Below are 25,648 nucleotides of genomic sequence, written 5' to 3'. Positions count from 1 at the left end.
TGTCAGCATCTTTCTGGGATGAAGTACTATCCGACTGTCGTACCTTGTCCCCTTCAAGACAAGAAATGGAGAGGAGGTGACACCAATCACACGAGACATGTAAGCAACGGCGGCTGACAATGTGGCTGTACTATCCGGGGAGGAGTGAAGAGATGCCCGTCTTTCACCAAGTTTATAACCCTCTTGGTAATGCCTTTCTCTCAACAATCGTTGCAGCGTTGCCAATTCTTGTACTCCTCTACCTGTTAGCTCTTCACCCACATCGCGACGAACAAGGACATCGCCATCTTGGGATCAGTGCTCCGGTAGCGGCGCTTTTTGCTTGGCTCACAGCCTTCATTATTGCCGTTGGGATTCTCCACATGCCCGCACCCTCAGCGATTTCAGCGTTTCTCTATGGTGTTCTCTCAGGGTTTATCGGTATTATCTGGATCGTCGTTGCTGCAATGTTCTTGTACACCATCACGCTGATCACGGGGAAATTCGAGATTGTCAAAGAGAGCATTACGCACATCTCATTTGATCGCCGACTCCAAGTCTTACTTATCGCATTTTCATTCGGCGCAATTATTGAGGGGACTTCTGGGTTTGGCACCCCAGTCGCCATCGCGGGCGCCATGATGGTGGGACTTGGCTTTGGTCCTTTTGAATCAGCAATTCTTAACTTGATCGCGAATACTGCCCCAGTCGCGTATGGCGCAATTGGCACGCCGATCATCACGCTTGGGCTTGTTACTGGCCTACCAGCCGAAGTTTTAAGCAAAATGGCTGGCCGTCAGCTGCCATTTGTTTCTATTCTCATTCCGTTCTGGCTTGTTGCCACCTTCGTCTTCATGGAAAAGGGATCATGGCGCGATGTCTGGGAGGTATGGCCAGCAACCCTCGTTGCCGGTGGTGTCTTCGCCATCATGCAATTTTTAGTATCCAACGTCCCATCACTTTACTTGCTCACTGACATTATCGCGGGCCTGACATCTGTTCTCGCGGTTGTGCTCTTCCTCCGTGTGTGGCATCCCAAGACACGATTCCTTTTAGCTCGCGAACGCAGTGTCGCAACGAGAGTCGGCGGAGAAGGACAGCCTCAACCAGCCGCTGGTGGAGCGAGTGACCCAGCTGCGTATGTTTATCCATACACACGCTGGCAGACGTTCGAAGCCTGGGTACCATGGATTCTGCTTATTGCGTGCGTCGCTATCTGGGGAACACCACAGATTAAGACGTTCTTTGACAATCTGATCCCGGGCGTAACGAAGGTGAACGTTGCGATGCCCTACCTGCATCAGCAAGTCGTTCGTACGCCGCCAATTGCACCACCGAACGCCAAGCCCGAATCGGCGATTTGGGGATTCAACTGGCTCTCGGCAGCAGGAACTGGGGTATTCGTCGCAGCAGTCCTCAGTGGACTTTGGCTGCGCCTTTCAGCTGAGCAATGGAAGCACGCGATTGTTCGAACAGCTCGACGCATGAAGATTCCGGTCTTGACTATTGCGCAGGTCCTGGGACTCGGGTTTTTGACACGCTATTCAGGTCTTGATGCTATCTTAGGCCTTGCGTTTACGCACGTTGGCCCGCTCTATCCATTCTTTGCCGCATTACTCGGCTGGCTTGGTGTCTTCCTCGCGGGTTCCGATACGGCATCCAATGCCTTGTTTGGTAACCTGCAGCGCATTACCGCCGAGCAACTCGGCTTGAATCCGATTCTCATTACCGCGGCGAATAGCACGGGCGGCGTGATGGGTAAGATGATCGACCCGCAAAGTATCACGGTTGCCACGGCTGCCTGTTATGAAGATCCGGAGGAAGGAAACCGCATGGTCGGGCCGATCTTCCGCGCCGTCGTTTGGCATAGTATCGTTCTTGCCTGCGTTATGGGTCTGATTGTGCTGTTACAGGCTTATGTGTTCCCCTGGATGATCCCCTAGCTCATGCAAGGGCATTGAACAGCGAAGGGGGCTGGCTAAACGAGGCCAGCCCCCTTCGTGCATTGCCTATGTGAGCGCCTAACGCACGTCGCGCTCTTCTTCCTCAGTGTTGTCCTCGTTCCGGACGTCAGTCGACGCTTGGGCTGACGGAGCCCCAGTCTCAGGTCGCCCCATCGCCTGCTCGCGTAAGACTTTCTGCGTGGCCTCATCGAGTTCAGGTAGTCCAGCACTTTCGCCCCGTCGTGGCCCGATTGCCTGCGCTGCAACAGATGTCAGGGTCACCTCATCAAGCGGGCTCAACGAGGCTTCTTCAGCGCGCTTCTTCTTGCGCTCCCAGAACCCAGACCCGGCGGGAATCAGTTTACCAATGATGACGTTCTCCTTAAGACCACGCAGATAATCGACCTTCCCTTGCGTTGCGGCTTCAGTCAGGACACGCGTGGTCTCCTGGAACGAGGCTGCGGAGAGCCAGCTCTCGGTGGCGAGCGACGCCTTCGTGATGCCCAAAAGCACAAGCTGGGCTGTCGCCGGGACACCACCCTGCGTCACAATTTCCTCATTGATGCGGCGGAGCTGTGTGCGGTCGAGCATCTCGCCGACCAACAAGTCAGTGTCGCCGGGATCGGTCACAACAACCTTGCGCAACATTTGGCGAATGATGATCTCAATATGTCGATCGTTCGTGACCACACCCTGCGACTTGTAAACCTTTTGTACTTCGTCGAGGATGTAGCGCTGGACCTTGTCACGCCCGAGCGTCTCAAGCAGCTCGTCTGGGCTCAAGTTCCCGTCGGTTAGCGGCGTCCCGGCAGTCACGTAGTCGCCGCTTTGCACAAGCAGGTGTGCAGCTGCCGGAATGACGTATTCCTCTTCCCGATGCTTCTCGGCACGGATGTATAGCGTCTGCTCGCCCTCATCAATGAAGACTTGGCCTTCAAGCGGCGCAACAATGAGCTCACCCGTTGGCTTTGTCCCGAGCACTTGGCCGACTGTGACTACCTCGCCGTCCGCTACTCGCAGCTCCGTCCCAGCAGGAATCGGCACCGGCTCCGAGATGACGTCAGACGAGCGAACGCGGACTTTCCGTCCCTGGTCATCCTCAATGACCTCAACGACGCCATCGATGCGCGAGATGATCGACTTACCCTTTGGCTCACGAGCCTCGAAGAGCTCTTCGACACGCGGCAGACCGGTCGTGATGTCTTCGCTTGCCACGCCTCCCATGTGGAAGGTGCGCATTGTGAGCTGTGTACCGGGCTCGCCAATACTCTGTGCCGCGATGATGCCAACCGCTTCGCCTTGTTCGACAATCTGCCCCGTTGCAAGGTTGCGGCCATAGCAGAGCTGGCAGACGCCATAGTCAGCAGTGCAGTAGAGCGGAGTACGAATCATGACGGCATCGATGCCACGAGCCAAAATCTCCTGGACAACCGGCTCGCGGAGTTCCTGATTCCGTTCGACGAGGACCTCGCCCGTCTTTGGATCAACCACTGGCCGCGCCGCAACTCGCCCGACAATCCGCTCAACAAACGCATCCTGATCGGGCATGTCGACGAGGCGCACCCACATGCCATCCTCGGTGCCGCAGTCTTCAATCGTCACAATCACGTCTTGAGCAACGTCAACCAGTCGACGCGTGAGGTACCCCGAGTCAGCTGTACGAAGCGCGGTATCAGCCAGCCCCTTGCGCGCGCCGTGCGTCGAGATGAAGTACTCGAGGACGGAGAGCCCTTCACGGAAGTTCGAGCGAATCGGAAGCTCAATGATATTCCCACGTGGGTCTAGCATGAGGCCGCGCATTCCGGCCATCTGGTTAATCTGGTTAATGTTACCCTTGGCTCCCGACTTACTCATCATGTAGAGCGAGTTCTGTTCGCCAAGGCTTTGCTCGACGATTTCAGCCAACCGGTCGCGTGCCTCATTCCAGATCGCCACAATTTCCCGGTGTCGCTCGGCATCGGTAATAAGACCACGTCGGTACTGCCGCTCCACGTCAGCCACACGCTGATCGGCCTCAGCAATGATCTGCGCTTTCTCAGGTGGAATGTGGACATCGGTCAGTCCGATCGTAATGCCGCTCTTCGTCGCGTAATCGAAGCCAAGGTCCTTAATGCGATCAGCCAGCTTCGCTGTCTCTTCTGGCCCGACCTGCTGATAGCAAGCCGCGATGAGACGCCGCAGCACCTTCCGGTCCATTGTCTCGTTCCAGAAGCCAAGCTGCGGTGGCAGCAACTCGTTGAAGATGACGCGACCAACCGTCGTGTCAATAATTTCAGGAGGCTGCCCATCACGCGACAACCGAACCTTGATCGGCGCTTGGATGTCCACTAGGCCAGTCTGATACGCCAGGATGACTTCAGCCGGGCTCGAGAAGGCCTTCCCTGCGCCCTTCGCCTCCGGATTTGGCAGCGTCATGGCATAACAGCCAAGCACGATGTCAAGTGTCGGCGCAATGACTGGCTCACCGTCAGACGGGTCGAGCAAATTGCGTGTCGAAAGCATGCGCTCACGCGCCTCTTGCTGCGCGGCAGCTGAAAGCGGCACGTGCACCGCCATCTGGTCACCGTCGAAGTCGGCGTTGAAGGCAGCACAGACCAGCGGATGCAGCTGAATCGCGGACCCTTCGATGAGCTTAACCTTAAAGGCTTGGATACCAAGCCGGTGCAACGTCGGTGCACGGTTCAACAGCACCAGGTAGTTTTCGATAACTTCATCAAGGACATCCCAGACTTTTGGATCAACACGCTCAACCAACCGCTTGGCTGCCTTGATGTTGTGCGCGTAACCATGCGCCACCAAACGCTGCATAACAAAGGGCTTGAAGAGCTCAAGCGCCATCCGCTTGGGCAAGCCACACTCGTCGAGCTTCAACGTTGGCCCAACGACAATGACCGAGCGACCAGAGTAATCGACGCGCTTTCCGAGCAAGTTCTGACGGAACCGCCCCTGCTTGCCCTTGAGCATGTCGGACAAGCTCTTGAGCTTGTGCTTGCTGCTTCCTGAGACAACGCGTCCTCGGCGGCCATTGTCGATTAGGGCATCTACTGCCTCTTGGAGCATCCGCTTCTCGTTGCGGACGATGATCTCTGGTGCACCGAGTTCGATAAGCCGCTTGAGCCGGTTGTTGCGGTTAATCACCCGGCGATAGAGATCGTTCAAATCTGATGTCGCGAAGCGGCCACCATCAAGTTGCACCATTGGACGTAAGTCCGGCGGCAGCACCGGAAGAACGGTCAGCAGCATCCATTCCGGACGATTCCCGCTCTTGCGCAGTGCCTCGACCAGACGAAGCCGCTTCACGATCTTCTTTTGGCGCTGTCCGGTCGTCGTCTGTAGTTCAGCCCGAAGCTCGCGCGAGAGTGCCTCGAGATCCATCTTTGACACAACATCATAGACAGCCTCGGCCCCCATGCGCGCTTCGAAGACATCGGGAGCCAGCTCCGCCAGATCACGGTACTGCTGCTCCGTCAGCACTTGCATCGGACGAATATCGGAGATCTGGCGAATGAGCTCATCAGCCTCGCTACGCAAGTCGTTCTTCTGGCGCTCAATCTCCTGTTCGAGCCGCTGTAACTGTTCATCAATACTTGAGAGTGAAAGCTCACTTTCCGCTTCAGCGAGCGCACTTTGCCGCTCAAGCTCGCGCTCAGCCTGTGCCTCAAGCGCTGCAATCAACGACTCTTCTGCCTCATCGAGAGCATTCAGCCGATCTTCATTGACCGCTTGTCCTTCGGCAACAATCAGGCGATCACGCAGGAAGAAGTCACGCGGCGCTGCTTGATGGAGGAGCGCTGTCAGTTCAGCACGCAGCGCATTGGCTTCTTCACGGACACGCTCAACAGCCTCACGCTGTGTGGCGAGAGCGTCTTCGCGCTGCCGAGCAAGCCCCGATTGCAGGCTCGTGAGTGCCGCCTCACGCTGCTCGAGCAATCGCCCACGCTCTTCCTCAAAGCGATGGTCGAGCTCGTCCAGCTCAGCCTGCAACTCCTGGCGAATGCTCTCGATAAGTTGCTGCTTTTTCTCTTCATCAACCTTGGTTACAAGGTACGATGCGAAGTAGAGCACGCGCTCGAGATTTCGCGGTGTAATATCGAGCAGCAGACCAAGGCGGCTCGGCGTACCGCGGACATACCAGATGTGGGCGACAGGCGCCGCCAGTTCGATATGGCCCATCCGCTCCCGTCGCACCTTCGAGCGCGTAACTTCAACGCCACACTTCTCGCAGATGGTACCAGCATAGCGTGCGCGGCGATACTTCCCGCAGTAACACTCCCAGTCCTTGGTCGGACCAAAGATCCGCTCGCAGAAGAGTCCACCGAACTCGGGCTTCAGCGTGCGGTAATTGATCGTCTCGGGCTTTACGACTTCCCCGTACGACCAGCTGCGGATCGCCTCCGGTGATGCAAGCCCAATGCGAATGGCCTCGAAATTGTTGACGTCAAGAACCCGCTGCTGGCCTGGTCGTTGCCGTGTTGCAGTCGTCATTGTTCCCTCACCTCAACCTTTGCCTGCCCGCTCGCTCTTAGTCCTCGGTGCGCTCAAAGCCACTCAAATTGATGCCGAGGGAAGCACCCCGTTCACGGCCACCGTCTTCAGAGAACTCGACCGGCTCTTCGTCCTCATTAAGGACTTCGACCGAGAGGCCGAGGCTGCGCAACTCTTTCACCAATACCTTGAAGGATTCTGGAACACCAGCCTCGACAATCGGCTCACCTTTGACGATGGCCTCGTAAGTCTTCACACGACCAACAACATCGTCAGACTTGACCGTGAGCATTTCCTGCAAGGTGTGAGCCGCGCCATAGGCCTCTAGCGCCCATACTTCCATCTCACCGAACCGCTGGCCACCGAACTGTGCCTTCCCACCAAGTGGCTGCTGGGTAACCAGCGAGTACGGCCCTGTTGAGCGCGCGTGGATCTTATCCTCAACAAGGTGGACGAGTTTCATCATGTAAATCACACCGACCGTTACAGGACGGTCAAATTTCTCGCCTGTTCGGCCATCGTAGAGCTCAACCTTGCCATCTTCAGGCAAGCCAGCCTGCCGAAGCAATTCCCGGACTTCGTCTTCCTTTGCGCCGTCGAAGACCGGGCTCGCGACGCGAATGCCCAGCTCGTGCGCAGCCCACCCTAGATGCGTCTCGAGAATTTGACCAAGGTTCATCCGCGATGGCACACCGATCGGGTTCAAGATGATATCAACTGGCGTGCCGTCCGGGAGATACGGCATGTCTTCAATAGGAACAATCCGCGAGACAACCCCCTTATTGCCATGGCGACCGGCCATCTTGTCGCCTTCAGAGATCTTGCGCTTTTGGGCAATGAGCACCCGAACCATTTCATTGACGCCGGTCGGCAATTCATGCTCAGTGTCATCATCACGGCGGAAGCGCTTCACATCGATGACTTTGCCGTACACACCGTGCGGGACACGCAAGCTCGTGTCCTTCACCTCGCGCGACTTCTCACCGAAGATGGCACGGAGCAATCGCTCCTCTGCCGACAATTCAGTTTCACCTCGCGGCGTCACCTTGCCAACCAGGATGTCATTTGGCCGCACTTCAGCGCCGATCCGAATGATGCCATCAGCATCGAGGTCGCGGAGAGCATCCTCACCTACGTTCGGGATATCGCGGGTAATCTCTTCGGGCCCAAGTTTGGTATCCCGCGCTTCGACTTCATATTTCTCAATATGGATCGATGTGTAGATGTCGTCACGGACAAGACGCTCGCTAATGAGAATCGCGTCCTCAAAGTTGCCGCCTTCCCATGACATGAAGGCGACGAGGACATTTTGACCAAGGGCAAGCTCACCGCGCTCGGTACTTGAGCTATCGGCGATCACGTCACCAGCCTTGACACGCTGCCCCTTTTGCACAATTGGACGCTGGTTGATGCAGGTGTCCTGGTTCGAGCGGACGAACTTGCGCAGACGATACTCACGCTCTGTACCATCATCTTCCCGAATGATAATGCGCTGGCTCGTCACAGACGTGACAACACCATCCTTCTCGGCCACAACAACCTGGCCAGAGTCGCGAGCAGCTTGATATTCAACACCCGTGCCAACGATTGGCGCGCGTGGACGCAGCAGCGGCACGGCCTGGCGTTGCATGTTCGCGCCCATCAAGGCACGGTTTGCATCGTCGTGCTCAAGGAAGGGAATTAGCGATGCGGCGACTGAGACCACCTGCTTCGGCGACACGTCCATGTAGTCAATCTGCTCAGGCGTGCCAAGCACGAACTGACCAGCACGGCGAGCCTCGATTCGCGACTGGACAAAGCGTGCGCCCTCATCAAGGGGCGTGTTCGCCTGCGCAATTGTGAAATGCTCTTCCTGATCAGCAGTCAGATAATCGACTTCGTCACTGACGAACGGCACAACAGGAACGTCCGTGATACCTGCGGCAGCAATGCGCTGCGCAAGGGACTCATCAACCGTTGTTCCCTTCGGTGCCAACACGGCACCTGATTGCGGATCGATCACATCAACACGCGTAATTTGGCCAACTAAGAGCGACTGCTGGTCTGGTAACCGCAGCGAGCGATAGACTCGACGATAGGGGGTTGTGATAAAGCCATACTCATTGATCCGCGCATAGGTTGCCAGCGAACCGATCAGGCCGATGTTTGGTCCTTCTGGTGTCTCGATTGGACAGATCCGACCATAGTGCGAGTCATGGACGTCGCGAACATCGAAACCAGCTCGCTCACGATTCAATCCACCAGGACCAAGCGCTGAAAGACGACGCTTATGGGTCAATTCTGCCAGCGGATTCGTCTGGTCCATGAACTGCGAGAGCTGGCTACCAGCGAAGAACTCGCGGATGGCCGCACGGACGGGACGCGTGCTGCTAATGAGACCAGTGGGCGTGACGGTCTCGATATCCTGAATGGTCATCCGCTCGCGAATCCCGCGTTCGAGCCGCTGCAACCCAGTCCGCAGGTGCATCTGGATAAGCTCGCCAACCGTACGCACACGCCGATTCCCGAGATGGTCAATATCATCAGCATGGTCAAGGCCACGGTTGACAAGGATCAGCGTCCGAACAAGCGCAGCGAGATCTTCTTTGGTCAAGATACGGATACTCGGATCAACCGCAAGCTTGAGTCGCTTGTTGAGCTTATATCGCCCAACCTTCGCAAGATCGTATGTCCGCGGATTGAAGAAGAGCCGCTCAACGAGATTTGCCGCATTCTCCCGGTTCGGTGGATCACCAGGACGCAAGGAGCGATAGAGCTCCATTTGTGCCTCTTCGACCGAACTCGTGCGATCACGTTCGAGTGTGGCGGTGATATAGCGATGGTCAGGATCGACGTCAACATCGGCAAAGAGCTCGAGAATTTCGTCGGTCGAGCCATAACCAACAGCACGGAGCAACACGGTCACTGGTAGCTTGCGCTTGCGATCGACCTTGACAAACAGCACATCGCGATTTGACGTCTCAAACTCCAGCCAGGCGCCACGGCTCGGAATAAGCTTGGCCGTCGCAAGCTGACGTCCAGTTGTCGGATCCGTCACCAATTCAAAATAGGCACCCGGCGAGCGAACCAACTGCGAGACAACAACACGCTCAGCGCCGTTAATCACGAAGGTACCGGTTTCAGTCATCATCGGGAAGTCATCGACATACACGTCGCTTTCTTTCACTTCCCCGGTATCGCGAATGACAAGTCGAACACGGAAATACAGCGGCGCGGCATAGGTCATATCACGCTCTCGGCAGAGTTCCACCGAGTAGCGTGGCTCCTCAAACCAGTGGCGTAAGAAATGCAGCTCCATCTTGCCATTGTAGTCGATAATCGGAGAAATCTCTTCAAGCAGTTCGCGCAGCCCCTCTGTCTTGAACCACTCGAAGGACCGGAGCTGCAATTCGATTAAGTTCGGCATCTCCAACACTGTGGGAATGCGGGAGAATGAAACACGATCCACACCCAAGTTGGAACGAACTTGCCGAGAGACACGTTCACCACTTACGACTGTTGCCATGGATCACTCCTTTGAACTGCTGCGGAACAGACAGCAAGTCAGTGGGATAGCCCTGCGCCACCCGTGAGGATGCTCCGCCGCCCCCATAACGGCGGAATTGCCAATGCATGGAACACGAAGAGCCGGAAGGCATTGGTCAGTCCATCTGCACTTCCGGCAATTGTCAACCCTCGTCGCACTCGTCGCAGACACTCCATGCGCGAGCGCCACCTTTCAGCAACTAACCACTATAGCACAGCACAACCTCGGTGTCAAGCACAACCCACAGCGCGAGCAGTATTGTATTAGCCCGCCTGGTATGCTATAGTCGAATATAGAAAACGCGCCCGTAGCTCAGTGGATAGAGCGTTTGCCTCCGGAGCAAAAGGCCGCAGGTTCGAGTCCTGCCGGGCGCACTTTTTTCGTGCTCGATGGTTCATTTCCGCTGCTTGACCTGCCCCGATGCTTCAGATGGCGACGGCCCAGCGTTCCACTCCTGCGCAATGAGCCGTTTGCGCTTTGCGCGGACACGCACTAATCGCATCCAAAAGACTGCTGGACCAGCAAGCGCAACACCGAGGACCACAATCCATAACACATGGCTGGCAACCAAGAAGAGCGCTGTTCGCCAGCCAACGGCAAAATAGAAGATGACAAAGAGCGTCCAAAGCTTGAAGGCAACAAGCCCTCCGCCAAACCAAAGGATTACTTGTCGCCACGTCCGCTCATCATTACTCATAGCTGAAGTGTACCTCAAAGAGGCCTTACACAAGAGCGCACTAGCCTCAATCTGTACGTACAACCTGCCTGCCTTGACCTGTTATACTGAGGCTGTTCACAGCACGATGACAAGCACGGCAGTACAATCGCAGGCCAGGTGGGCAGCGGACCAGGTTGCGAGACAAAAGGCGACAACTGAGAAGGAGGGTAATGCAATGATCTTCCGCCGCGAACAACAAAGCCGAGGAGAAGGCTTTCAACGATCAGTTGGCAACTTCCGGCAGACCACAGAGCAAGGTACTGCCGAGCGGGAGTCAGAGGAAATCGAGCGGGCAGTTCTCCCAAGTGAGCCGACACTTCCTGAGGCCCGCGAGAGTCGGGTCGCCCCGAGTTGGACGATGCCAATGGAAACCGAGCCACGGATTCGCACCTCCCAATCCGCCCAACCTGCTCCAGCACCATCCGTCGATGCCAACACCACCTTGCTCGCTGCCAATGCGCAGTGGGAGGGCGTGTTACGCAGCGACGGCGCTGTCGCTATCCATGGACAACTGCAGGGAGAAGTCCATTCAGCAGGAGACGTAACCATTGCTGAAGGAGCTCGTGTTGAAGCACAAATCTTCGCTCACAATGTCCTGATTCACGGTCAGGTGCGCGGCAAGGTTGAGGCACGAAACCGCTTGGAGATCTTCCCGCAAGGTGAGGTCATCGGCGATGTCAAAGCTCCTTCGCTCGTTGTCCATGAAGGAGCAAAGCTCAGTGGCCAGTTGCGAATGGACGACGAAGGGCGGAAAGGATAGGCCAAGCGGCAGCAGAAGCAAGGAGGCGGCCAAATGGCATACGAGCAAAACCTTCCACTCCGCAGCACACGCGAGAACACAATGCCGGAAAGTCTAAGTTTAGTCGACCGCTATACCGTTATTGAAGGGACATTAACAACGTCACGCGATATTCGTATCGAAGGAGAACTCCGCGGCACACTGCGCTCCGAGGGCGCGGTGCATATTGCAGAAGGGGCAACCGTCGAGGCGACGATTGAGGCTACCCACATCACAGTTGCAGGCACGTTACGTGGCACAATCAGCTGCCGCGGCAAACTTTCCATCCTGAACACCGGACGAGTGAACGGCACCATCACGACCCAACTTCTGGTGATTCAAGAAGGAGGTCGGTGCGAGGGCGAGATTCACATGGACACTGGGGCAGGCGCAGCACTTCCCAATACGCAGGCACAGCGCAGCACAGGTAGCCGCAACGCGCGCCCGCTACCAAACGAGGGGACAACACGGTTGCCCTCACTTGAAGACACTCCCCTCCATGCCAATGAGACGAATCTCCTAAAAGACCGACGGAGTGTGTAACATCACTCATGGTGAGGCGTGGTGCGCTGCACGTTCAATAGCGGTTTCGGCCAATGATTGAGCGCAAGTGTGGCACATGCAAGTACTATGAACCCGCACCAATCTGGCGGAAAGGGTGGTGCCGACATCCGCTCCTCTATGCGCCACACCAAAGCCATCTGGTCAACGAAGATGACTTGGATTGCGATCGCGGCATGGGGAACTACTGGGAACCAGCTGAGGATCTCCCGCGCGATCTCGATCCGAGCATCGCGCTACGTAGTGCACTTGGGTCGCCAGAAAGGGAACAAGAGGCGACACGATTCCGGCAGAGTGAAGGAGGCAGAATGGACCAGCAACACACAAACCCTGGCACTCCACCCGAACCTGAAGATGAGGAGTACGGCGAATATGGTGCTCCACCGCCGTTCCGGAGTCGCCAGACGAGCGGCGGTCATCCATTTGGCATGGAGCAGCAGTACACCTACCGGACGGAAGAGCGCTATTGGCCTGACTACTTGCGCATCGCGCTCCCAGTCCTCGGCGTCATCTTGATGCTCGCGCTTGCTTGGTTTTGGCTTAACAGTCTGTTAGGCAGGAATGACAATCTAGCCAAAGTCACGCCGCCAGTGTCCACCACGACTGCTGTACCAGCCGTCATTACTGGTTCAACGGCAACGCCCGCCAAAGCTACAACGCCTATTCCATTGACGACGGCAGTACCAACGGGAACCGCACAAGCAACACAAGCAACTGGGGCAGCACAGGGAATTCAGAATGGCTCCAAGGTCGTTGTCGCGAATACTGGCGGCAGCGGTGTAAACTTGCGAGCTGCGCCAAGTACATCGGGTGAAGTGGTGAAGACCTTGCCCGAAGGAACGAAACTCACCGTAGTTGGTAACTCGGTCAATGCTGATGGTCACGTTTGGTGGCCTGTCAAAACGGACAGTGGCGATTCCGGGTATGTTGTGGGAGACTATTTGAAGCCAGCAAGCTAGAGCGTTATCGCAGCATCCTGTTGAGCATCGTGTATACTGCAGATAAACCGGCGCAGCCGGGACAGAATGCTACACGTGCCTGGACTGTGCGGGGTGTGCCGTCTTGTTGACGGTGGACGCACGGGACGAAAGGCGCGGGTGTGTAACACCAGAATGGAAGGGGTACGCGATGGTGTCCGTCGCAGAGCACTCAACTGAACAACTCCCACTGAAAGCACTCCTCGAAGCTGGAGTGCACTTTGGTCACCAGACCAAGCGCTGGAACCCGAAGATGAAGCCGTACATCTTCGGCGAGCGCCATGGTATTCACATCATTGACCTTCGGCAAACGGTGAAACTCCTGAGCGAGGCGGAGGCATTTGCACGCGATCTCGCCGCTCGCGGTGGCCTATTCCTCTTTGTTGGCACCAAGCGCCAAGCCCAGGATGTCATAAAAGCTGAAGCTGAGCGCTGTGGTATGTTCTGGGTTACCGAACGCTGGCTGGGGGGAACCCTCACGAACTTCGTCACGATTCGCCAGCGGCTTCGCTACTTCACCCAACTTGAGCAGGAAGTGGCAGGGCCAAACTTCAGCGCCCTTCCCAAAAAAGAGCAAATGCGAAAGCTTCGCGAACTATCGAAACTTGAACGGACACTAAGCGGCTTGCGCGGGCTGAACCGCCTGCCAGATGCGCTCTACATTGTTGACCCGAAGCGTGAGGCAATTGCTGTCGCTGAAGCACAGCGATTGCGTATCCCAACGATAGCCATGGTTGATACAAATTGCGATCCAGACGTCATTGACTTCGTCATTCCCGCAAACGACGATGCGATTCGCTCAATTCGCCTCATCACGAGTCGCATCGCTGACGCAATCATTGCCGGACGGACGCAGTACGAAACGGCACTTGGCGAAGAGGCTGTTCCGGCTGAAGAGACTGTGGCTGCATCATATGAAGAGCTCTATCCCGAACAGTATCTGGAGATGCAGGAAGAACTCGAGGAGGAAATGCTCGAAGAAGAAGAGGGTTCACTCGAAGCTCGGCTACCCAAGCACAAGTACTAAGGCAGGCGTTCTTCTGGCAGCAGTATTGGCCGGCAGACAACTGCCGGCCAGCTTGTGCCCAAGGAGCCGTGAGGTTACAGTAGAACGAAGGGGGAACCAGTGGCAACTATTACGACCGAGATGATCAAGGCGCTCCGCGATCGAACTGGTGCAGGGATTATGGACGCCAAACGCGCGCTCGAAGAAAGCGGCGGCGATATGGAGCGTGCAGCAGCGATCCTGCGCCAACAAGGACTCCTCCGTGCCGAGAAGAAGGCGGGGCGAGCCACAGCACAAGGTGTTATTGATGCGTATATTCACGGTGGTGGACGTATTGGTGCGCTGATCGAACTGAACTGTGAAACTGACTTTGTCGCACGCACGGAGGAATTTCGCCAGCTTGCTCACGATCTTGCGATGCAAGTCGCTGCGACATCGCCACGCTATGTTTCTCCGGACGAGGTTCCGGCAGAAGAACGAGCGCGCGGGGCTGAAGAAGCCGGCAGTGAAGAAGCATATGTGTCTCGCGTTGCCCTGCTTGCTCAGCCATTTATTAAGGACCCCTCAAAGACGATTGGTGAACTGATCAAAGAAGCAATTGCACGATTCGGCGAGAATATCCGGGTTCGTCGCTTTGCTCGGTTCGAACTTGGTGTTGATGAGACCGGTGCCTAGGTAGCCATGTGGGAGAGCGAGCGCAAAACGGCGCCAGCGCGTATCTACGACCGCATTCTCCTCAAGCTCTCCGGCGAAGCGCTGATGGGTCAAGCAGGCTATGGCATTGATCCAGATGTTGTCCAAGCGCTCGCCCGTGAGATCGCTCGGGTCGCCGCTCGTGGGATTCAGCTCGCTATTGTCGTCGGCGGTGGCAATATCTGGCGTGGTATAGCAGCCAGTACACGGGGGATGGACCGTGCCACCGCCGATTATATGGGGATGTTGGCCACGATTATTAACGCGCTTGCTCTGCAGGACGCTCTTGAACATCTTGGCATTGTCACGCGCGTGCAAACCGCTATTGAAATGCATCAGGTTGCTGAACCGTACATCCGCCGCCGTGCAATTCGCCATATGGAAAAAGGCCGCATTGTCATCCTCGCTGGTGGTACGGGCAATCCATACTTTACGACTGATACGGCAGCAGCCTTGCGCGCGATTGAACTTGGCGCACAAGTGCTGCTTATGGGCAAGAACAATATCGACGGTGTGTATGACGATGACCCGAAACGCAACCCACAAGCTCGGCGCTTCCATGTCATCTCACACCAGGAAGCGATCGAGCGCAACCTACGCGTTATGGATCAGTCCGCACTTGCACTCTGCCGAGAAAACGGCTTGCCGATCATTGTCTTCGACGTCCTGAAGCCAGGTAACATTGAAAAAGCGGCGCTAGGCTACGAGGTTGGGACGTTAGTGCGCTAGTTCCAGGCGCGAGGAGGAACGGCGATGCTAGAGGACATCTTCAAAGACGCCGAACAGCGAATGAAGAAGAGCCTGGATATTCTTCGACAAGAACTTGCCGGCATCCGGGCTGGTCGGGCATCGCCTGCACTGATTGAGCACATCGAAGTCAATTACTACGGCACGCCGACACCCCTGAACCAACTGGCTACCATTACGGCCCCCGAACCACGCATGCTTGTTGTGCAACCATGGGATCGTAATGCCGTAAGTGCCATCGATAAGGCATTGCGAAGTTCGGAACTCGGCCTGAATCCCGCCGTTGATGGTCAAATTTTGCGGATTGCTCTTCCACCACTCACTGAAGAACGCCGCCGAACGCTGGTAAAACTGGTGAAAGAGCATGTTGAGGAAGCCAAAGTCGCCATTCGTAACATTCGCCGAGATGCGCTGACGCATATTAAGACCATGCAGAAAAACAAAGAGATTAGCGAAGACGAAGAGCGGAGAGCGGAAGAGCGGCTTCAGCAATTAACAGATCGGTATATCAACGAGGCGGAGAAACTCGGGAAGCAGAAAGAACATGACATTCTCGAAGTCTAGGAGCACCTCACTCCTGGATGCGGCGCATTCGCATCCCAACAATGCGCCACAGTTGCAGCCGCTTACGCCTCCTCGGCGTGGAGTTCCTCGCCATGTTGCCATTATCATGGACGGTAACGGGCGCTGGGCAACGCGCCGAGGATTGCCGCGCATTGCTGGACATCAGGCTGGTACCGAGAACATCCGTCGGATTACCGAAAAAGCAGCAGAGCTTGGCATTCTCTACTTGACGCTCTGGGCATTCTCAACGGAGAACTGGCGCCGGCCTCGCGAAGAGGTCGAGGGGCTCATGCAAATTCTCAGTGACGCAATTGTGCGCGAGACTCCCGAACTCCATCGCCAAGGAGCTCAACTACGACACATCGGCAGCCTTGAAGGGCTTACTCCTGAGCTCCAGCAGCAAATTCGCGACGCGATCGAACTCACACGACACAATCGGCGCATCATTCTGACCATCGCCTTCAACTACGGTGGTCGTGCTGAGCTTGTTCATGCTATCCGTCGCATGATTGCAGATGGCGTTCATCCCCATGAGGTGACCGAGGAACTTGTTAGCCGCTATCTGTATACTGCTGATATGCCTGATCCCGATTTAATTATTCGCACCTCCGGCGAATTGCGAACCAGTAACTTCCTGCTCTGGCAGGCAGCCTATGCCGAGTACTATTTCACCCCCACCCTCTGGCCTGATTTCACCCCCGATGAACTTGAGCAAGCCGTCCGAGACTATCAGCAACGCGAGCGTCGTTTCGGGGGGCTGGAGCCAATTCAGCCTCCTGAAGTACCATGAGCGCGTATGTCGGCCGATGCTTCTTCAACGCTTTATCAGTGCACTCGGCATTCTCGCCATCACGGTCATCGGTGTGCTTGCAGGGAGTTGGGTTCTTACACTCTTGCTGACCCTCATCGGTTGGGGAGCACTGCGCGAACTTCACCGTGCCCTTGCAGCGTACGACCTCGCCCCGTTTCGGAGTCTTGCAAGTGTGCTGCTCCTTGCCTTAATGCTCATCATCTGGCAGGTTCCAGATACTGCACTCTTGCTGCTTGGATTGAGTTTGACCGTGATGCTTCCGATGATCGTAAGCTTCCGTGAAGATACTGTCCACGCAATCCAGCGAGCGACTGCGACGACGATGTGCACACTTTACCTTGCGCTACCTCTTGGTGCTGCTCTGGCTTTACGTGCGACAAGCGAAGGGGCTATTGCTCCCTGGATTTATCGCATCGCTGGCTGGATTGGTGATGCCACAAGCGCTCCTGGCTTAGCATGGTTAACCTGGGCAATTGCCGTCACATGGCTTACTGACGTTGGCGCCTACATTGGCGGTTCAATTCTTGGTGGGCCGAAGCTTGCCCCACGACTGAGTCCAGGGAAAACGTGGGCAGGCGCTGTTAGTGGCACAGTCTGCGGCAGTCTAACCGGCTGGATCGTTGCAACAGTAACTGCACTGCCCTTAGCTTGGCCAATGGCTTTCGCGAGCAGTATGGTCTTAAGTGTTATTGGCCAACTCGGTGACCTTGCTGAATCACTCCTCAAGCGAGCACTTGGCGTAAAAGATATGGGAACGATTCTTCCGGGACATGGCGGTATTCTCGACCGGATCGACGCATTGCTTTTTACCTTTCCCGTAGCACTCGCCATTGCATGGTGGGCAACAGGGAGATAGAGTTGATGACACAACGAGTCGCGATCCTTGGCTCGACTGGCTCAATCGGCCGGCAAACGTTAGAAGTCATTGAGGCACTTGGTGAACGCTTCTGCGTGGTTGGCCTTGCCGCCGGACGCAACTTGCCCCTCTTACAAGAACAAGTTGCTCGATTCAGTCCACGTTATGTCTCAGTTGAGCGACCAGAAGACCGGGCAGCTATTCACGCGCCCATCGTCCTTGCCGGCGAAGAAGGGCTCCTTACCCTTGCAACAGCGCCGGACATCGATCTCGTCGTTATCGCGACGGCTGGCCACGCAGCAATTCGTCCCACGCTCGCTGCAATTCAGGCCGGCAAAGCTATTGCCTTGGCAAATAAGGAAACGATTGTCTGCGCCGGCGAGCTCATCATGCAAGCAGCAGCGGAGCATAACGTCCTTATTCGACCAATTGATAGTGAGCACAGCGCACTCTGGCAATGCCTCGCACTACTCCGTAGTCGTGAAGAACTCGACTGTGCTTTTCTCACCGCTTCCGGCGGGCCATTCCGGACACTGCCTCTGGATCAGCTGGCGTATGTCACAGTCGAACAAGCCCTTGCGCATCCAACCTGGAAAATGGGGGCGAAGGTTACGGTTGATTCAGCAACCCTGATGAACAAAGGGCTTGAACTCATTGAAGCACACTGGCTTTTTTCCTTACCATTTGAACAACTCGACGTTATCATTCATCCACAAAGCGTTGTTCACGCGCTCGTCCGCCTCTATGACGGATCAACGATCGCCCAACTTGCTACCCCTGATATGCGACTACCGATTCAGTATGCGCTGACGTATCCTGAGCGTCTTCCTTCACCATATGGACGACTCGACTGGTCGCAACAGTATCACCTTGAGTTCTACGCGCCAGATCCAGGACGTTTTCCAGCCCTCGAATTAGCACGCGAAGCAGGCAAACGAGGTACAACGTTCCCAACAGTACTCAGCAGTGCAGACGAAGTCGCTGTCTCCGCTTTTCTTCAAGGACGTCTCCGTTTCTGCGACATCGTTCCGCTGGTTGCAGACGTTCTCGCGCGCCATACGCCATCACCAGGACCACTCAGCCTCGAGCACATTCACGAAGCCGACCTATGGGCGCGCGAAACAGCGCAGCACCTCATTCAGACCCGATTTGCATCTTCGCGATGAGGCATATTGCCAGCGAGGAGATGGCGAGCAAGCGCGAGCCCAACAACGGTCTGCACCCCACCTGCTTGGAGCACCTCACACGCAGCGACCATCGTAGCGCCTGTGGTGACTACATCATCAACAAGGATAACCGCCGACGGCATCTGCTTCCCCTGCCGCCATGCGAACGCACCCGCAACGTTTCGTTGCCGCGCAGCGTAGGACTGCCCAACCTGCGGGCGCGTTGCCTGCTGGCGAACGAGCCCGTGTATTACCGGTATGCCGAGAGCGTCAGCCACGGGTTTGGCTAGCAAGGCTGCTTGATTAAAACCGCGTTCCCGTTGGCGAGTTGGATGAAGCGGAATCGGGACAACCGCCCAAGAAGTCTGGCCACGTATTGACGACAATTCTGTTGCGGCATACGCAGCTAAATACCGGCCGAGCTGGGGTGCAGCGCCCCGGACACCACGATATTTCAGCTGATGAATTGCCTGGCGAACTGGCCCGTCAAAACGGAACGGTGCCCGCACAGTAACAAGCACCGGTGGCCAATTCTGGCAACGCCAGCACTGGGATTGCGGCATCGGAGTTGGCGTGCCACATCGGTGACACTGCGGCTGTCCTTCCAGCGACCAGGCACGAGCACAATCAGCACAAAGGATGCTCCCGGTGCGTCCACAACCAAGGCAAGAGAAGGGAAAAACAAGGTCTTCGAGAAAGGAGAGAAATCGTTGCACATGAACAAGCACGCTGCCCCCATTACGTGGTCGGCCAACGCCAGCCTAATCGATCCCCGACACGCACCCCAGCACGTTCCGCGACGCCAGCATTCAACTCGACAACATATGCCGCCCCAGTTCGGAGCGCACCGATTCTCCATGGTCGGAGTCCATGGTCAATATGGCGCACGACATGATCACCGCCGACATAGAGCACATCAATCGGGAAGCGCATCCAAAGCGTATGAATAGCAGAACAGGGATCGATGAGCAGCCCTTCCTGATCGTCAAGGCGTGCTCGTCCCATGAGCCCGCGGAAACGTGCCCAGAGAGAGCGTGCAAGGTAGACCCGATCGGCAATGACCATGCCACGCGTTTCATTCAGCAACGTCACAACGGCTGGCCACTGCGCTGTTGCAGTTGTGTTACCAATCATTTCCTTCCCCAGCACGTATCAGTCTTGATCGCTAGGATTGACGACGGGATATGGTGAGAGAGGAGCACGACGTCTGTGCGCAGTTCCTGGAAACGGCGTTTCTGCCAAAGTCTCTTGCTCGGTTGGACATACTGGTTACTCGCCCTTCATCTCGTATCAGCACATGCAGTGTTAGTTCGTGCAGAGCCAGCGGTTGATCAAGTCCTCTCCCAACCACCGACCCGCATTGATCTCTGGTTTTCAGAACCGGTCCGCATCAGCGCGCAAAGTCTCCATGTTCTTGGTCCCGACGGCCACAACTATGCGCGTAGCGCCCCTCAACAGGATACAGCCGATCCTACGCATATTTGGGTGATGATCGATGCGCATAAGCAAGGGACCTATCGTGTCACGTGGCGTGTTATCTCGGCAGATTCACACCTTGTGACCGGCTCCTATCAGTTTAGTGTTGGTCTTGTGACAGCTGCCCCGACCACCCTGACGGCTCCCCAATCAACAGTACCAATCGATGCGATTGCCCGCTGGCTTCGCCTGCTCGCAATCAGCGTGATCACCGGTAGTGCACTACTCATCTCGCTTGCAAAAAACGAAATGAAGGCATTCTCCACCTTGTACCAGCGTCTGTTGACACAATCCCGACGTGGCTCACTTATAGGAATTTTCGCCGTTTTGCTCTGGATTAGCGGTCAAGCTCTTGGACTTTTTGGCGATCTGCAGGCACTTGCTGATCCGCAAAACCTCTCGACCATTCTCGGAGGTCTTGCCGGCCTTGCTTGGTTTAGCCAAGGGTTACTCTTCGTCGCCGGCTACGCCCTCGCAGTCTGGTTAGTTCGAAAATCTTCCTCGGTCGCGACAGGCAGCTTACTCGGATTAAGCTGCCTTCTTTGCCTCGGCAATAGCCTAAGCAGCCATGCAAGCGCCACTGCGCCAGTTGTCGTTTCGATTATCGTCGATTTCGTTCATCTTGCAGCAGCTGCGCTCTGGCTTGGCGGCATTATAACGCTTGGCCTGCTCTGGAACGCTGCTCGCCATGATGCACTCCCCTTCCCGCCACTGCAACCACTTTTTCAGCGGTTTGGCATCATTGCCCTAGCTGCACTTTATGTCACCTTGATATCTGGCGCCTATCAGCTCTGGGTTAATGTTGGCCAACCATCGGATCTCGTCACGACGAGCTATGGCCGGATACTCCTTCTCAAGGGTGCACTTATTCTCATCCTTTCTGCATTCGGTGCCCTCAATATGCGCCACAGCTGGCAGCGCGTGTCTTTTGCTCAGGCACAACAATCGACGTGGCGCATACTGCGTGGTGAGATGAGCATTACGCTGCTCCTCCTCATCACTATTGGCATTCTGACGGCTCTGCCGCCAGCTCGTTCAGTCATATCAAAGAGCCAGCCTGCTGATAGTACCCAACAAGACGCTTTGGTTTTGGCTGAGCAAGCAGGAACGTACCTCGCAATTCTGCAGCTTCGTCCCGCTCAGCCTGGCCCAAACGAGGTGACAATTACGCTCCGCGACAACCACGGTGGGTCAGTGCGCAACGCCACCGTCAATCTCATCAGTCAGCCGGAGCAAGCGAGTATCCAAGCCCCACCAAGCGCAGTGACACTTGAAAACGTAAGTGGAGCCTACCGTGGCACCCTTGTCGTTCCGCAAGCCGGCATGTGGACTATGACAGTGCATATCGAACAGCCCGGGCAACCACCAGTAAGTGCGCGCTTCCAGCTACGGCTGCCGGTTCCAGACGCAAAACCACTCCTTGAACGTGCTGATGCGGCGATGAACCAGCTTCAGACCCTACAAGAAGTGCAAACACTCAGTAACGGCATCGCCACCATTACGACCACGATTCATTATCAAGCGCCTGACCGTATGGCGTATATCGTCGAAACAAGCAATCAATCCCCGCATGAAACCATCGTTATCGGTAACCAGCGTTATGATCGTATACCCGGAGAACCCTGGCAACCGAGTCAATGGCCAGGAGACACACCATTCCGCTGGCCCGATTACCATTTCGCCCAGCAAGCGCAGCAAGTTCGCCTGCTTGACGTCGCCCCCTGTGGTTCTGGTTCAGCGTTGTGCTATCTTCTCTCTTTCGCTGACCCAACAAGCGATACCTACTATCGTATGTGGGTCGATAGTCAGTCATGGCTGATTTTGCGCTATGAGATGATGGCAGTTGCACACTTTATGACTGTAGAATACAGCCATTTTAATGAGGCAACGGCACCCATTATGGCCCCGACTGGAAGCTAACGGAAGATTGTGGCAATCTTCGGCAGTGCTGGGCCAAGAATCACAATGTAGATTGCTGGGAAGATAAAGAAAATCATCGGGAAAAGCATTTTAATGGGAGCTTTCTGGGCAAGCTCCTGGGCACGCTGCCGCCGTCGCAAGCGCATCTGATGAGACTGAACACGCAGGACCTGCGAGATACTAATACCCAGTTGATCTGCTTGCAGAAGCGAGGCAATAAAGACATTCAAGTCATCAACGTTGAGTCGAGCAGCGAGGTCACGCATTGCCTGACGCCGAGAAACGCCCATGCGCATTTCTGAGAGCATACGCCCAAGTTCTCGCGTGAGCGCATTATCCCACTTCTCAACAACGCGCGAGAGTGCCTGGTCAAACCCAAGCCCGGCCTCAACGCTGATTGAGAGCAAATCAATGACATCCGGGAGCGCTCGTGTAATTTCATGCTTCCGACGAGTAATCTGGCGGCTGAGCCAGAAGTTCGGTATGACAAAGCCCATTGCCCCAAGCGACAGTGGCAGGACGAGTTTGGCCAACGGCGACGCATCAGCGGGTAACACGACCAGAAGCATCAGCAGGCCGAGACCAAAACCGAAAATGACACGGATACCAATGAAGACGGGCGCAGTCAGGGAAGGTGGCGCCCCTGCTTCCATGAGGCGTTGCTCGACACGCTTCAAGTTCGCTTGAGGTGTCAATCGCAGGACAATGTGCGAGATCCTCGCCAACGCTGGCAGAAGAACGCGATCCCGAAATGGCTGTTGCAACTCAAGTTCTTCGAGAGTTGGCACACGATAACCGAACTGGGCAAGCCGCTCCTCAATAATCACCTGACGTCGCGTCGTTCGAAGCCCAAACACAATCAACAGCAACGCCATCAGCGTGAGCACAATTGTCAGCATTGCTAGCATTGCTGGAGTCATCGTGACGCTCCCTTTGGCTACACCTCAATCGACACGATCCGTCGCATCATGATGAACCCGATAATCATTGAAACAAAGCCAAGAATCGGCAAAATAATCCAGGGAAACGTGAAGAGGCTTGCCATATAGTCAGGATTGAGAATGAAGAGAAAGACAGCAAGCGCGATTGGCAACCCCGAAATAATGTAACCAGACAATGTCTGTTGCGCCGTCAGCACACGGATCTCCCCCTGAATGCGCACACGCTCACGAATGGTTTCACCAATAATATCCAATATTTGCGCGAGATTTCCGCCCACCTCGTGCTGAATATTCATTGCTGTGATTAGAAGATCAAGATCCTCACTTGGAATACGTCGGAGTAAGTGCTGGAGAGCTTCCTGGGTCGGGATCCCAAATCCAACTTCGCGGACAACGCGTTGAAACTCGTCACGCATTGGCGAGGGTGATTCGCGGGAAACCAGTTCGATTGTCTGCAAGAGGCTATACCCAGCGCGCAATGAGTTGGCCATCAGTGTAATGGTGTCACCGAGCTGGTTGACAAACGCTCGAAGCCGTCGTCGCGCTCGCCACGCAACGTACCATTGCGGAGCGAGCCAGCCGAGCATCGCGACAAGGATTCCCATAAGCAACCCCATGAAAGGACGAGTTGGTCCGCGACCAAGAACAAACCCTACCAAGAACCCGATGCTGACACTGGCAGCGCGGATGAGGAGATATTCACCGACAGTCAGGCGGAGATCGGCCCGCGCCAGGTCAGTACGGAGACGTTCGGCGAAGGAACGGCCCTGGACTGCTCGATCAAGTTGCTGCGCCAATACATTTGACGCCCGCCCGGCAGATCCCTCTCCCTCAAACTCCTGACGGGCACCAAATTGCTCGAGACGCTGTTCAACAAGGGGATTCGCTTCTCTTGCCTGCAAGAGGCCAGCTACAACGAGTGCAATCGCCGCGGCAAGCAGCAGGAGTGCTGGGACAAGTAATGGAGTAGCCATTGATTGTGCCCTCCCTTCTTAGAAGGGGCGAGTAAAGCTCACGCCAAAGACCGTTGGCGGCAGATAAATATTTGCTACCTCAAACTTTTCAACGAACTTCGGACGAATACCAGTAGGCTTAATGCGGCCAATGACGCGACCATTCTCCATACCGGTCTGCTCAAAGGTGAAAATATCCTGCAAGACGATAACATCACCCTCCATGCCTTGCACTTCCGTAATTGCCACGATCCGTCGGGTTCCATCCTTCAAACGCGCGACATGGATAATCAAGTCAAGTGCTGACGCAATTTGTTCGCGAATTGCACGAATCGGAAGATCCATCCCTGCCATAAGAACCATTGTCTCTAGTCGGTGAAGCGTATCGCGCGGGCTGTTCGAGTGCACCGTTGTCATTGAGCCATCGTGTCCGGTATTCATCGCCTGGAGCATATCCAACGCTTCGCCGCCCCGGCACTCACCAACGACAATGCGATCCGGCCGCATGCGCAGCGCGTTGATGACAAGATCGCGGATCGTGATTTCCCCTTTCCCTTCAATGTTGGGTGGCCGCGATTCCAACGTGACAACGTGTTCTTGTCGAAGCTGTAGCTCGGCGGCATTCTCAATTGTCACAATCCGCTCATCACCCGGGATAAATGACGAAAGGACATTGAGCAGGGTTGTTTTTCCAGCCCCAGTACTTCCGGAGACCACAATGTTCAGCCGCGCTTCAACACATGCCTTGAGAAAGGCTGCAATTTCTGGCGTCATCGTGCCAAAGCGAATCAGATCATCAACCGTAAGCGGATCACGAGCAAATTTTCGGATCGTCAACACTGGGCCAACAAGTGAGATCGGAGGGATGACAGCATTGACACGCGAGCCATCGGGCAATCGCGCATCGACCATTGGCGAACTCTCATCAATGCGTCGTCCAAGTGGCGAGACAATGCGATCAATAATCCGCATGACGTGATCATCGTCATCAAACGTAATATCGGTCTTCTCAATTTTGCCGTTGCGCTCGATATAGACTTGCTTGGGACCATTGACCATGATCTCAGTGATCGTATCGTCTTTCAATAACGGTTCAATTGGTCCGTATCCAAGAATTTCGGCAGCAATCGCCTCGAAGAGTCGAACTCGCTCGATGCGACTCAGCGTGATATTTTCACTTTCCAGGACAGCCAGAAAGGTTTCCTCGACTGTCCGCCGGACTTCCTCAGGGTTGCTGAAGTCCATTCGCGGGTCAAGCTCAGCGATCAAGCGATTCTGAATACGGCTCTTCAGCTCAGCAAGGCCTTCCGCGCCTGTGCTCGTTGGGCTGCTCAAATTCGGTCGCCGTAGCGTGCTACTCAATTCGCCACCGCTGATCGCCTTCCCCGATGATGACGACGAAGGCATCGCTCCAGGACGAGCAAGCCGGGAGAGATTGGTTGTTGAAGGCGGAGGTGTTTGATCCAGTGATGGTTCAGCATTCGCTTGCGTCGAGTCGAGGGATCCTGTGCCAATGCGTCGTAGAAGTGACATCCCGTTACCCTCCAA

The 25,648-nt window shown here is 55.7% G+C and carries 21 protein-coding genes and 1 tRNA gene; 13 read left to right on the top strand and 9 right to left on the bottom strand.

All coding sequences use genetic code 11. The features are described from left to right. Positions 1 to 152: 152 nt before the first annotated feature. Positions 153 to 1,922 carry an L-lactate permease gene (locus tag N675_RS07920; RefSeq protein WP_038038867.1) on the top strand — a complete coding sequence of 590 codons (1,770 nt, stop codon included), beginning with the start codon at positions 153 to 155 and terminating at the stop codon, positions 1,920 to 1,922. Between the two features lie 78 nt (positions 1,923 to 2,000). Here N675_RS07920 and rpoC read toward each other — a convergent pair whose 3' ends face one another. Genes rpoC through N675_RS14335 form a run of 3 tightly spaced genes read right to left on the bottom strand, consistent with a single transcriptional unit; the run spans position 2,001 to position 10,109 of the window. Continuing rightward, positions 2,001 to 6,407, bottom strand: a complete 4,407-nt coding sequence (gene rpoC, locus N675_RS07915) for a DNA-directed RNA polymerase subunit beta' (protein ID WP_081886943.1) — start codon at positions 6,405 to 6,407, stop codon at positions 2,001 to 2,003. 37 nt (positions 6,408 to 6,444) lie between these two features. After that, positions 6,445 to 9,912, bottom strand: coding sequence for a DNA-directed RNA polymerase subunit beta (gene rpoB / locus N675_RS07910; protein WP_038038865.1), 3,468 nt, complete (start codon positions 9,910 to 9,912; stop codon positions 6,445 to 6,447). Between the two features lie 38 nt (positions 9,913 to 9,950). Continuing rightward, entirely contained in the window at positions 9,951 to 10,109 is a 159-nt protein-coding gene (locus tag N675_RS14335; protein ID WP_156100847.1) for a hypothetical protein, read from the bottom strand. A gap of 125 nt (positions 10,110 to 10,234) precedes the next feature. Here N675_RS14335 and N675_RS07905 point away from each other — a divergent pair. Beyond that, positions 10,235 to 10,307 (top strand) — tRNA-Arg (locus N675_RS07905). Between the two features lie 20 nt (positions 10,308 to 10,327). Here N675_RS07905 and N675_RS07900 read toward each other — a convergent pair. Continuing rightward, positions 10,328 to 10,630 (bottom strand): hypothetical protein, encoded by a 303-nt coding sequence (locus N675_RS07900; protein ID WP_051914475.1) that lies wholly within the window; start codon positions 10,628 to 10,630, stop codon positions 10,328 to 10,330. A 196-nt stretch (positions 10,631 to 10,826) separates the two neighbouring features. Between N675_RS07900 and N675_RS07895 the strand changes: the two genes are divergently transcribed. The 10 genes from N675_RS07895 to dxr all read left to right on the top strand — a co-directional run bounded on the left by N675_RS07895 (position 10,827) and on the right by dxr (position 18,810). Continuing rightward, the gene (locus tag N675_RS07895) at positions 10,827 to 11,411 is read left to right on the top strand and encodes a bactofilin family protein (RefSeq protein ID WP_051914473.1); all 585 of its coding nucleotides are present in this window, start codon (positions 10,827 to 10,829) and stop codon (positions 11,409 to 11,411) included. Positions 11,412 to 11,444: 33 nt separating this feature from the next. Further along, entirely contained in the window at positions 11,445 to 11,972 is a 528-nt protein-coding gene (locus N675_RS07890; RefSeq protein WP_051914471.1) for a bactofilin family protein, read from the top strand. Between the two features lie 326 nt (positions 11,973 to 12,298). Further along, a complete protein-coding gene (locus N675_RS13680; RefSeq protein WP_197066282.1) occupies positions 12,299 to 12,949 on the top strand; it encodes an SH3 domain-containing protein in 651 nt (216 codons plus the stop codon). Positions 12,950 to 13,118: 169 nt separating this feature from the next. Continuing rightward, complete coding sequence (rpsB, locus tag N675_RS07880) at positions 13,119 to 13,994, top strand: 30S ribosomal protein S2 (protein ID WP_038038864.1); 876 nt, start codon at positions 13,119 to 13,121, stop codon at positions 13,992 to 13,994. A 120-nt stretch (positions 13,995 to 14,114) separates the two neighbouring features. Then, a complete protein-coding gene (locus N675_RS07875) occupies positions 14,115 to 14,648 on the top strand; it encodes a translation elongation factor Ts (protein ID WP_051914589.1) in 534 nt (177 codons plus the stop codon). A 6-nt stretch (positions 14,649 to 14,654) separates the two neighbouring features. Then, positions 14,655 to 15,395, top strand: a complete 741-nt coding sequence (pyrH, locus tag N675_RS07870; RefSeq protein WP_038038859.1) for a UMP kinase — start codon at positions 14,655 to 14,657, stop codon at positions 15,393 to 15,395. Positions 15,396 to 15,419: 24 nt separating this feature from the next. Further along, positions 15,420 to 15,977 carry a ribosome recycling factor gene (frr, locus tag N675_RS07865; RefSeq protein WP_038038857.1) on the top strand — a complete coding sequence of 186 codons (558 nt, stop codon included), beginning with the start codon at positions 15,420 to 15,422 and terminating at the stop codon, positions 15,975 to 15,977. Continuing rightward, a complete protein-coding gene (locus N675_RS07860; RefSeq protein WP_081886941.1) occupies positions 15,958 to 16,767 on the top strand; it encodes an isoprenyl transferase in 810 nt (269 codons plus the stop codon). The genes frr and N675_RS07860 overlap by 20 nt, the downstream gene beginning before the upstream one ends. 16 nt (positions 16,768 to 16,783) lie before the next feature. Next, on the top strand, positions 16,784 to 17,644 hold the full coding sequence (locus N675_RS07855) for a phosphatidate cytidylyltransferase (protein ID WP_038038856.1): 861 nt from the start codon (positions 16,784 to 16,786) through the stop codon (positions 17,642 to 17,644). Between the two features lie 5 nt (positions 17,645 to 17,649). Then, the gene (dxr, locus tag N675_RS07850) at positions 17,650 to 18,810 is read left to right on the top strand and encodes a 1-deoxy-D-xylulose-5-phosphate reductoisomerase (protein ID WP_038038855.1); all 1,161 of its coding nucleotides are present in this window, start codon (positions 17,650 to 17,652) and stop codon (positions 18,808 to 18,810) included. Here the strand turns inward: dxr and N675_RS07845 are convergent. Next, positions 18,783 to 19,526, bottom strand: coding sequence for a ComF family protein (locus tag N675_RS07845; RefSeq protein WP_277870642.1), 744 nt, complete (start codon positions 19,524 to 19,526; stop codon positions 18,783 to 18,785). The genes dxr and N675_RS07845 overlap by 28 nt on opposite strands. A gap of 22 nt (positions 19,527 to 19,548) precedes the next feature. Then, complete coding sequence (locus N675_RS07840) at positions 19,549 to 19,944, bottom strand: DUF192 domain-containing protein (protein ID WP_051914465.1); 396 nt, start codon at positions 19,942 to 19,944, stop codon at positions 19,549 to 19,551. A 75-nt stretch (positions 19,945 to 20,019) separates the two neighbouring features. Here N675_RS07840 and N675_RS07835 point away from each other — a divergent pair, with 75 nt between their 5' ends. After that, the gene (locus tag N675_RS07835) at positions 20,020 to 22,206 is read left to right on the top strand and encodes a copper resistance CopC/CopD family protein (RefSeq protein ID WP_038038853.1); all 2,187 of its coding nucleotides are present in this window, start codon (positions 20,020 to 20,022) and stop codon (positions 22,204 to 22,206) included. On the opposite strand, the gene N675_RS07830 is transcribed toward N675_RS07835, so the two are convergent. Genes N675_RS07830 through N675_RS07820 form a run of 3 tightly spaced genes read right to left on the bottom strand, consistent with a single transcriptional unit; the run spans position 22,203 to position 25,633 of the window. After that, entirely contained in the window at positions 22,203 to 23,126 is a 924-nt protein-coding gene (locus tag N675_RS07830; protein ID WP_231577974.1) for a type II secretion system F family protein, read from the bottom strand. The genes N675_RS07835 and N675_RS07830 overlap by 4 nt on opposite strands. Before the next feature lie 17 nt (positions 23,127 to 23,143). Then, positions 23,144 to 24,121 carry a type II secretion system F family protein gene (locus tag N675_RS07825; protein ID WP_038038852.1) on the bottom strand — a complete coding sequence of 326 codons (978 nt, stop codon included), beginning with the start codon at positions 24,119 to 24,121 and terminating at the stop codon, positions 23,144 to 23,146. An 18-nt stretch (positions 24,122 to 24,139) separates the two neighbouring features. Then, positions 24,140 to 25,633, bottom strand: coding sequence for a TadA family conjugal transfer-associated ATPase (locus N675_RS07820; RefSeq protein ID WP_038038851.1), 1,494 nt, complete (start codon positions 25,631 to 25,633; stop codon positions 24,140 to 24,142). Between the last annotated feature and the right edge of the window lie 15 nt (positions 25,634 to 25,648).

Source organism: Thermorudis peleae (assembly GCF_000744775.1).
GTDB lineage: Bacteria > Chloroflexota > Chloroflexia > Thermomicrobiales > Thermomicrobiaceae > Thermorudis > Thermorudis peleae.
Note: the sequence above shows the minus strand (reverse complement) of the source record. Positions and strands in the feature narration are given on the sequence as shown.

Bases quoted from the DNA above. Each gene is read 5' to 3' on its own strand.
- N675_RS13680 (WP_197066282.1), top strand. From the start codon at position 12,299: ATGGACCAGCAACACACAAACCCTGGCACTCCACCCGAACCTGAAGAT.
- N675_RS07920 (WP_038038867.1), top strand. From the start codon at position 153: ATGCCCGTCTTTCACCAAGTTTATAACCCTCTTGGTAATGCCTTTCTC.
- N675_RS07825 (WP_038038852.1), bottom strand. From the start codon at position 24,121: ATGGCTACTCCATTACTTGTCCCAGCACTCCTGCTGCTTGCCGCGGCG.
- N675_RS07820 (WP_038038851.1), bottom strand. From the start codon at position 25,633: ATGTCACTTCTACGACGCATTGGCACAGGATCCCTCGACTCGACGCAA.
- N675_RS07900 (WP_051914475.1), bottom strand. From the start codon at position 10,630: ATGAGTAATGATGAGCGGACGTGGCGACAAGTAATCCTTTGGTTTGGC.
- rpsB (WP_038038864.1), top strand. From the start codon at position 13,119: ATGGTGTCCGTCGCAGAGCACTCAACTGAACAACTCCCACTGAAAGCA.
- N675_RS07840 (WP_051914465.1), bottom strand. From the start codon at position 19,944: ATGATTGGTAACACAACTGCAACAGCGCAGTGGCCAGCCGTTGTGACG.
- pyrH (WP_038038859.1), top strand. From the start codon at position 14,655: ATGTGGGAGAGCGAGCGCAAAACGGCGCCAGCGCGTATCTACGACCGC.
- N675_RS14335 (WP_156100847.1), bottom strand. From the start codon at position 10,109: ATGGAGTGTCTGCGACGAGTGCGACGAGGGTTGACAATTGCCGGAAGT.
- N675_RS07860 (WP_081886941.1), top strand. From the start codon at position 15,958: ATGACATTCTCGAAGTCTAGGAGCACCTCACTCCTGGATGCGGCGCAT.
- N675_RS07855 (WP_038038856.1), top strand. From the start codon at position 16,784: ATGCTTCTTCAACGCTTTATCAGTGCACTCGGCATTCTCGCCATCACG.
- N675_RS07830 (WP_231577974.1), bottom strand. From the start codon at position 23,126: ATGACTCCAGCAATGCTAGCAATGCTGACAATTGTGCTCACGCTGATG.
- N675_RS07895 (WP_051914473.1), top strand. From the start codon at position 10,827: ATGATCTTCCGCCGCGAACAACAAAGCCGAGGAGAAGGCTTTCAACGA.
- rpoB (WP_038038865.1), bottom strand. From the start codon at position 9,912: ATGGCAACAGTCGTAAGTGGTGAACGTGTCTCTCGGCAAGTTCGTTCC.
- N675_RS07890 (WP_051914471.1), top strand. From the start codon at position 11,445: ATGGCATACGAGCAAAACCTTCCACTCCGCAGCACACGCGAGAACACA.
- dxr (WP_038038855.1), top strand. From the start codon at position 17,650: ATGACACAACGAGTCGCGATCCTTGGCTCGACTGGCTCAATCGGCCGG.
- rpoC (WP_081886943.1), bottom strand. From the start codon at position 6,407: ATGACGACTGCAACACGGCAACGACCAGGCCAGCAGCGGGTTCTTGAC.
- frr (WP_038038857.1), top strand. From the start codon at position 15,420: ATGCTAGAGGACATCTTCAAAGACGCCGAACAGCGAATGAAGAAGAGC.
- N675_RS07875 (WP_051914589.1), top strand. From the start codon at position 14,115: ATGATCAAGGCGCTCCGCGATCGAACTGGTGCAGGGATTATGGACGCC.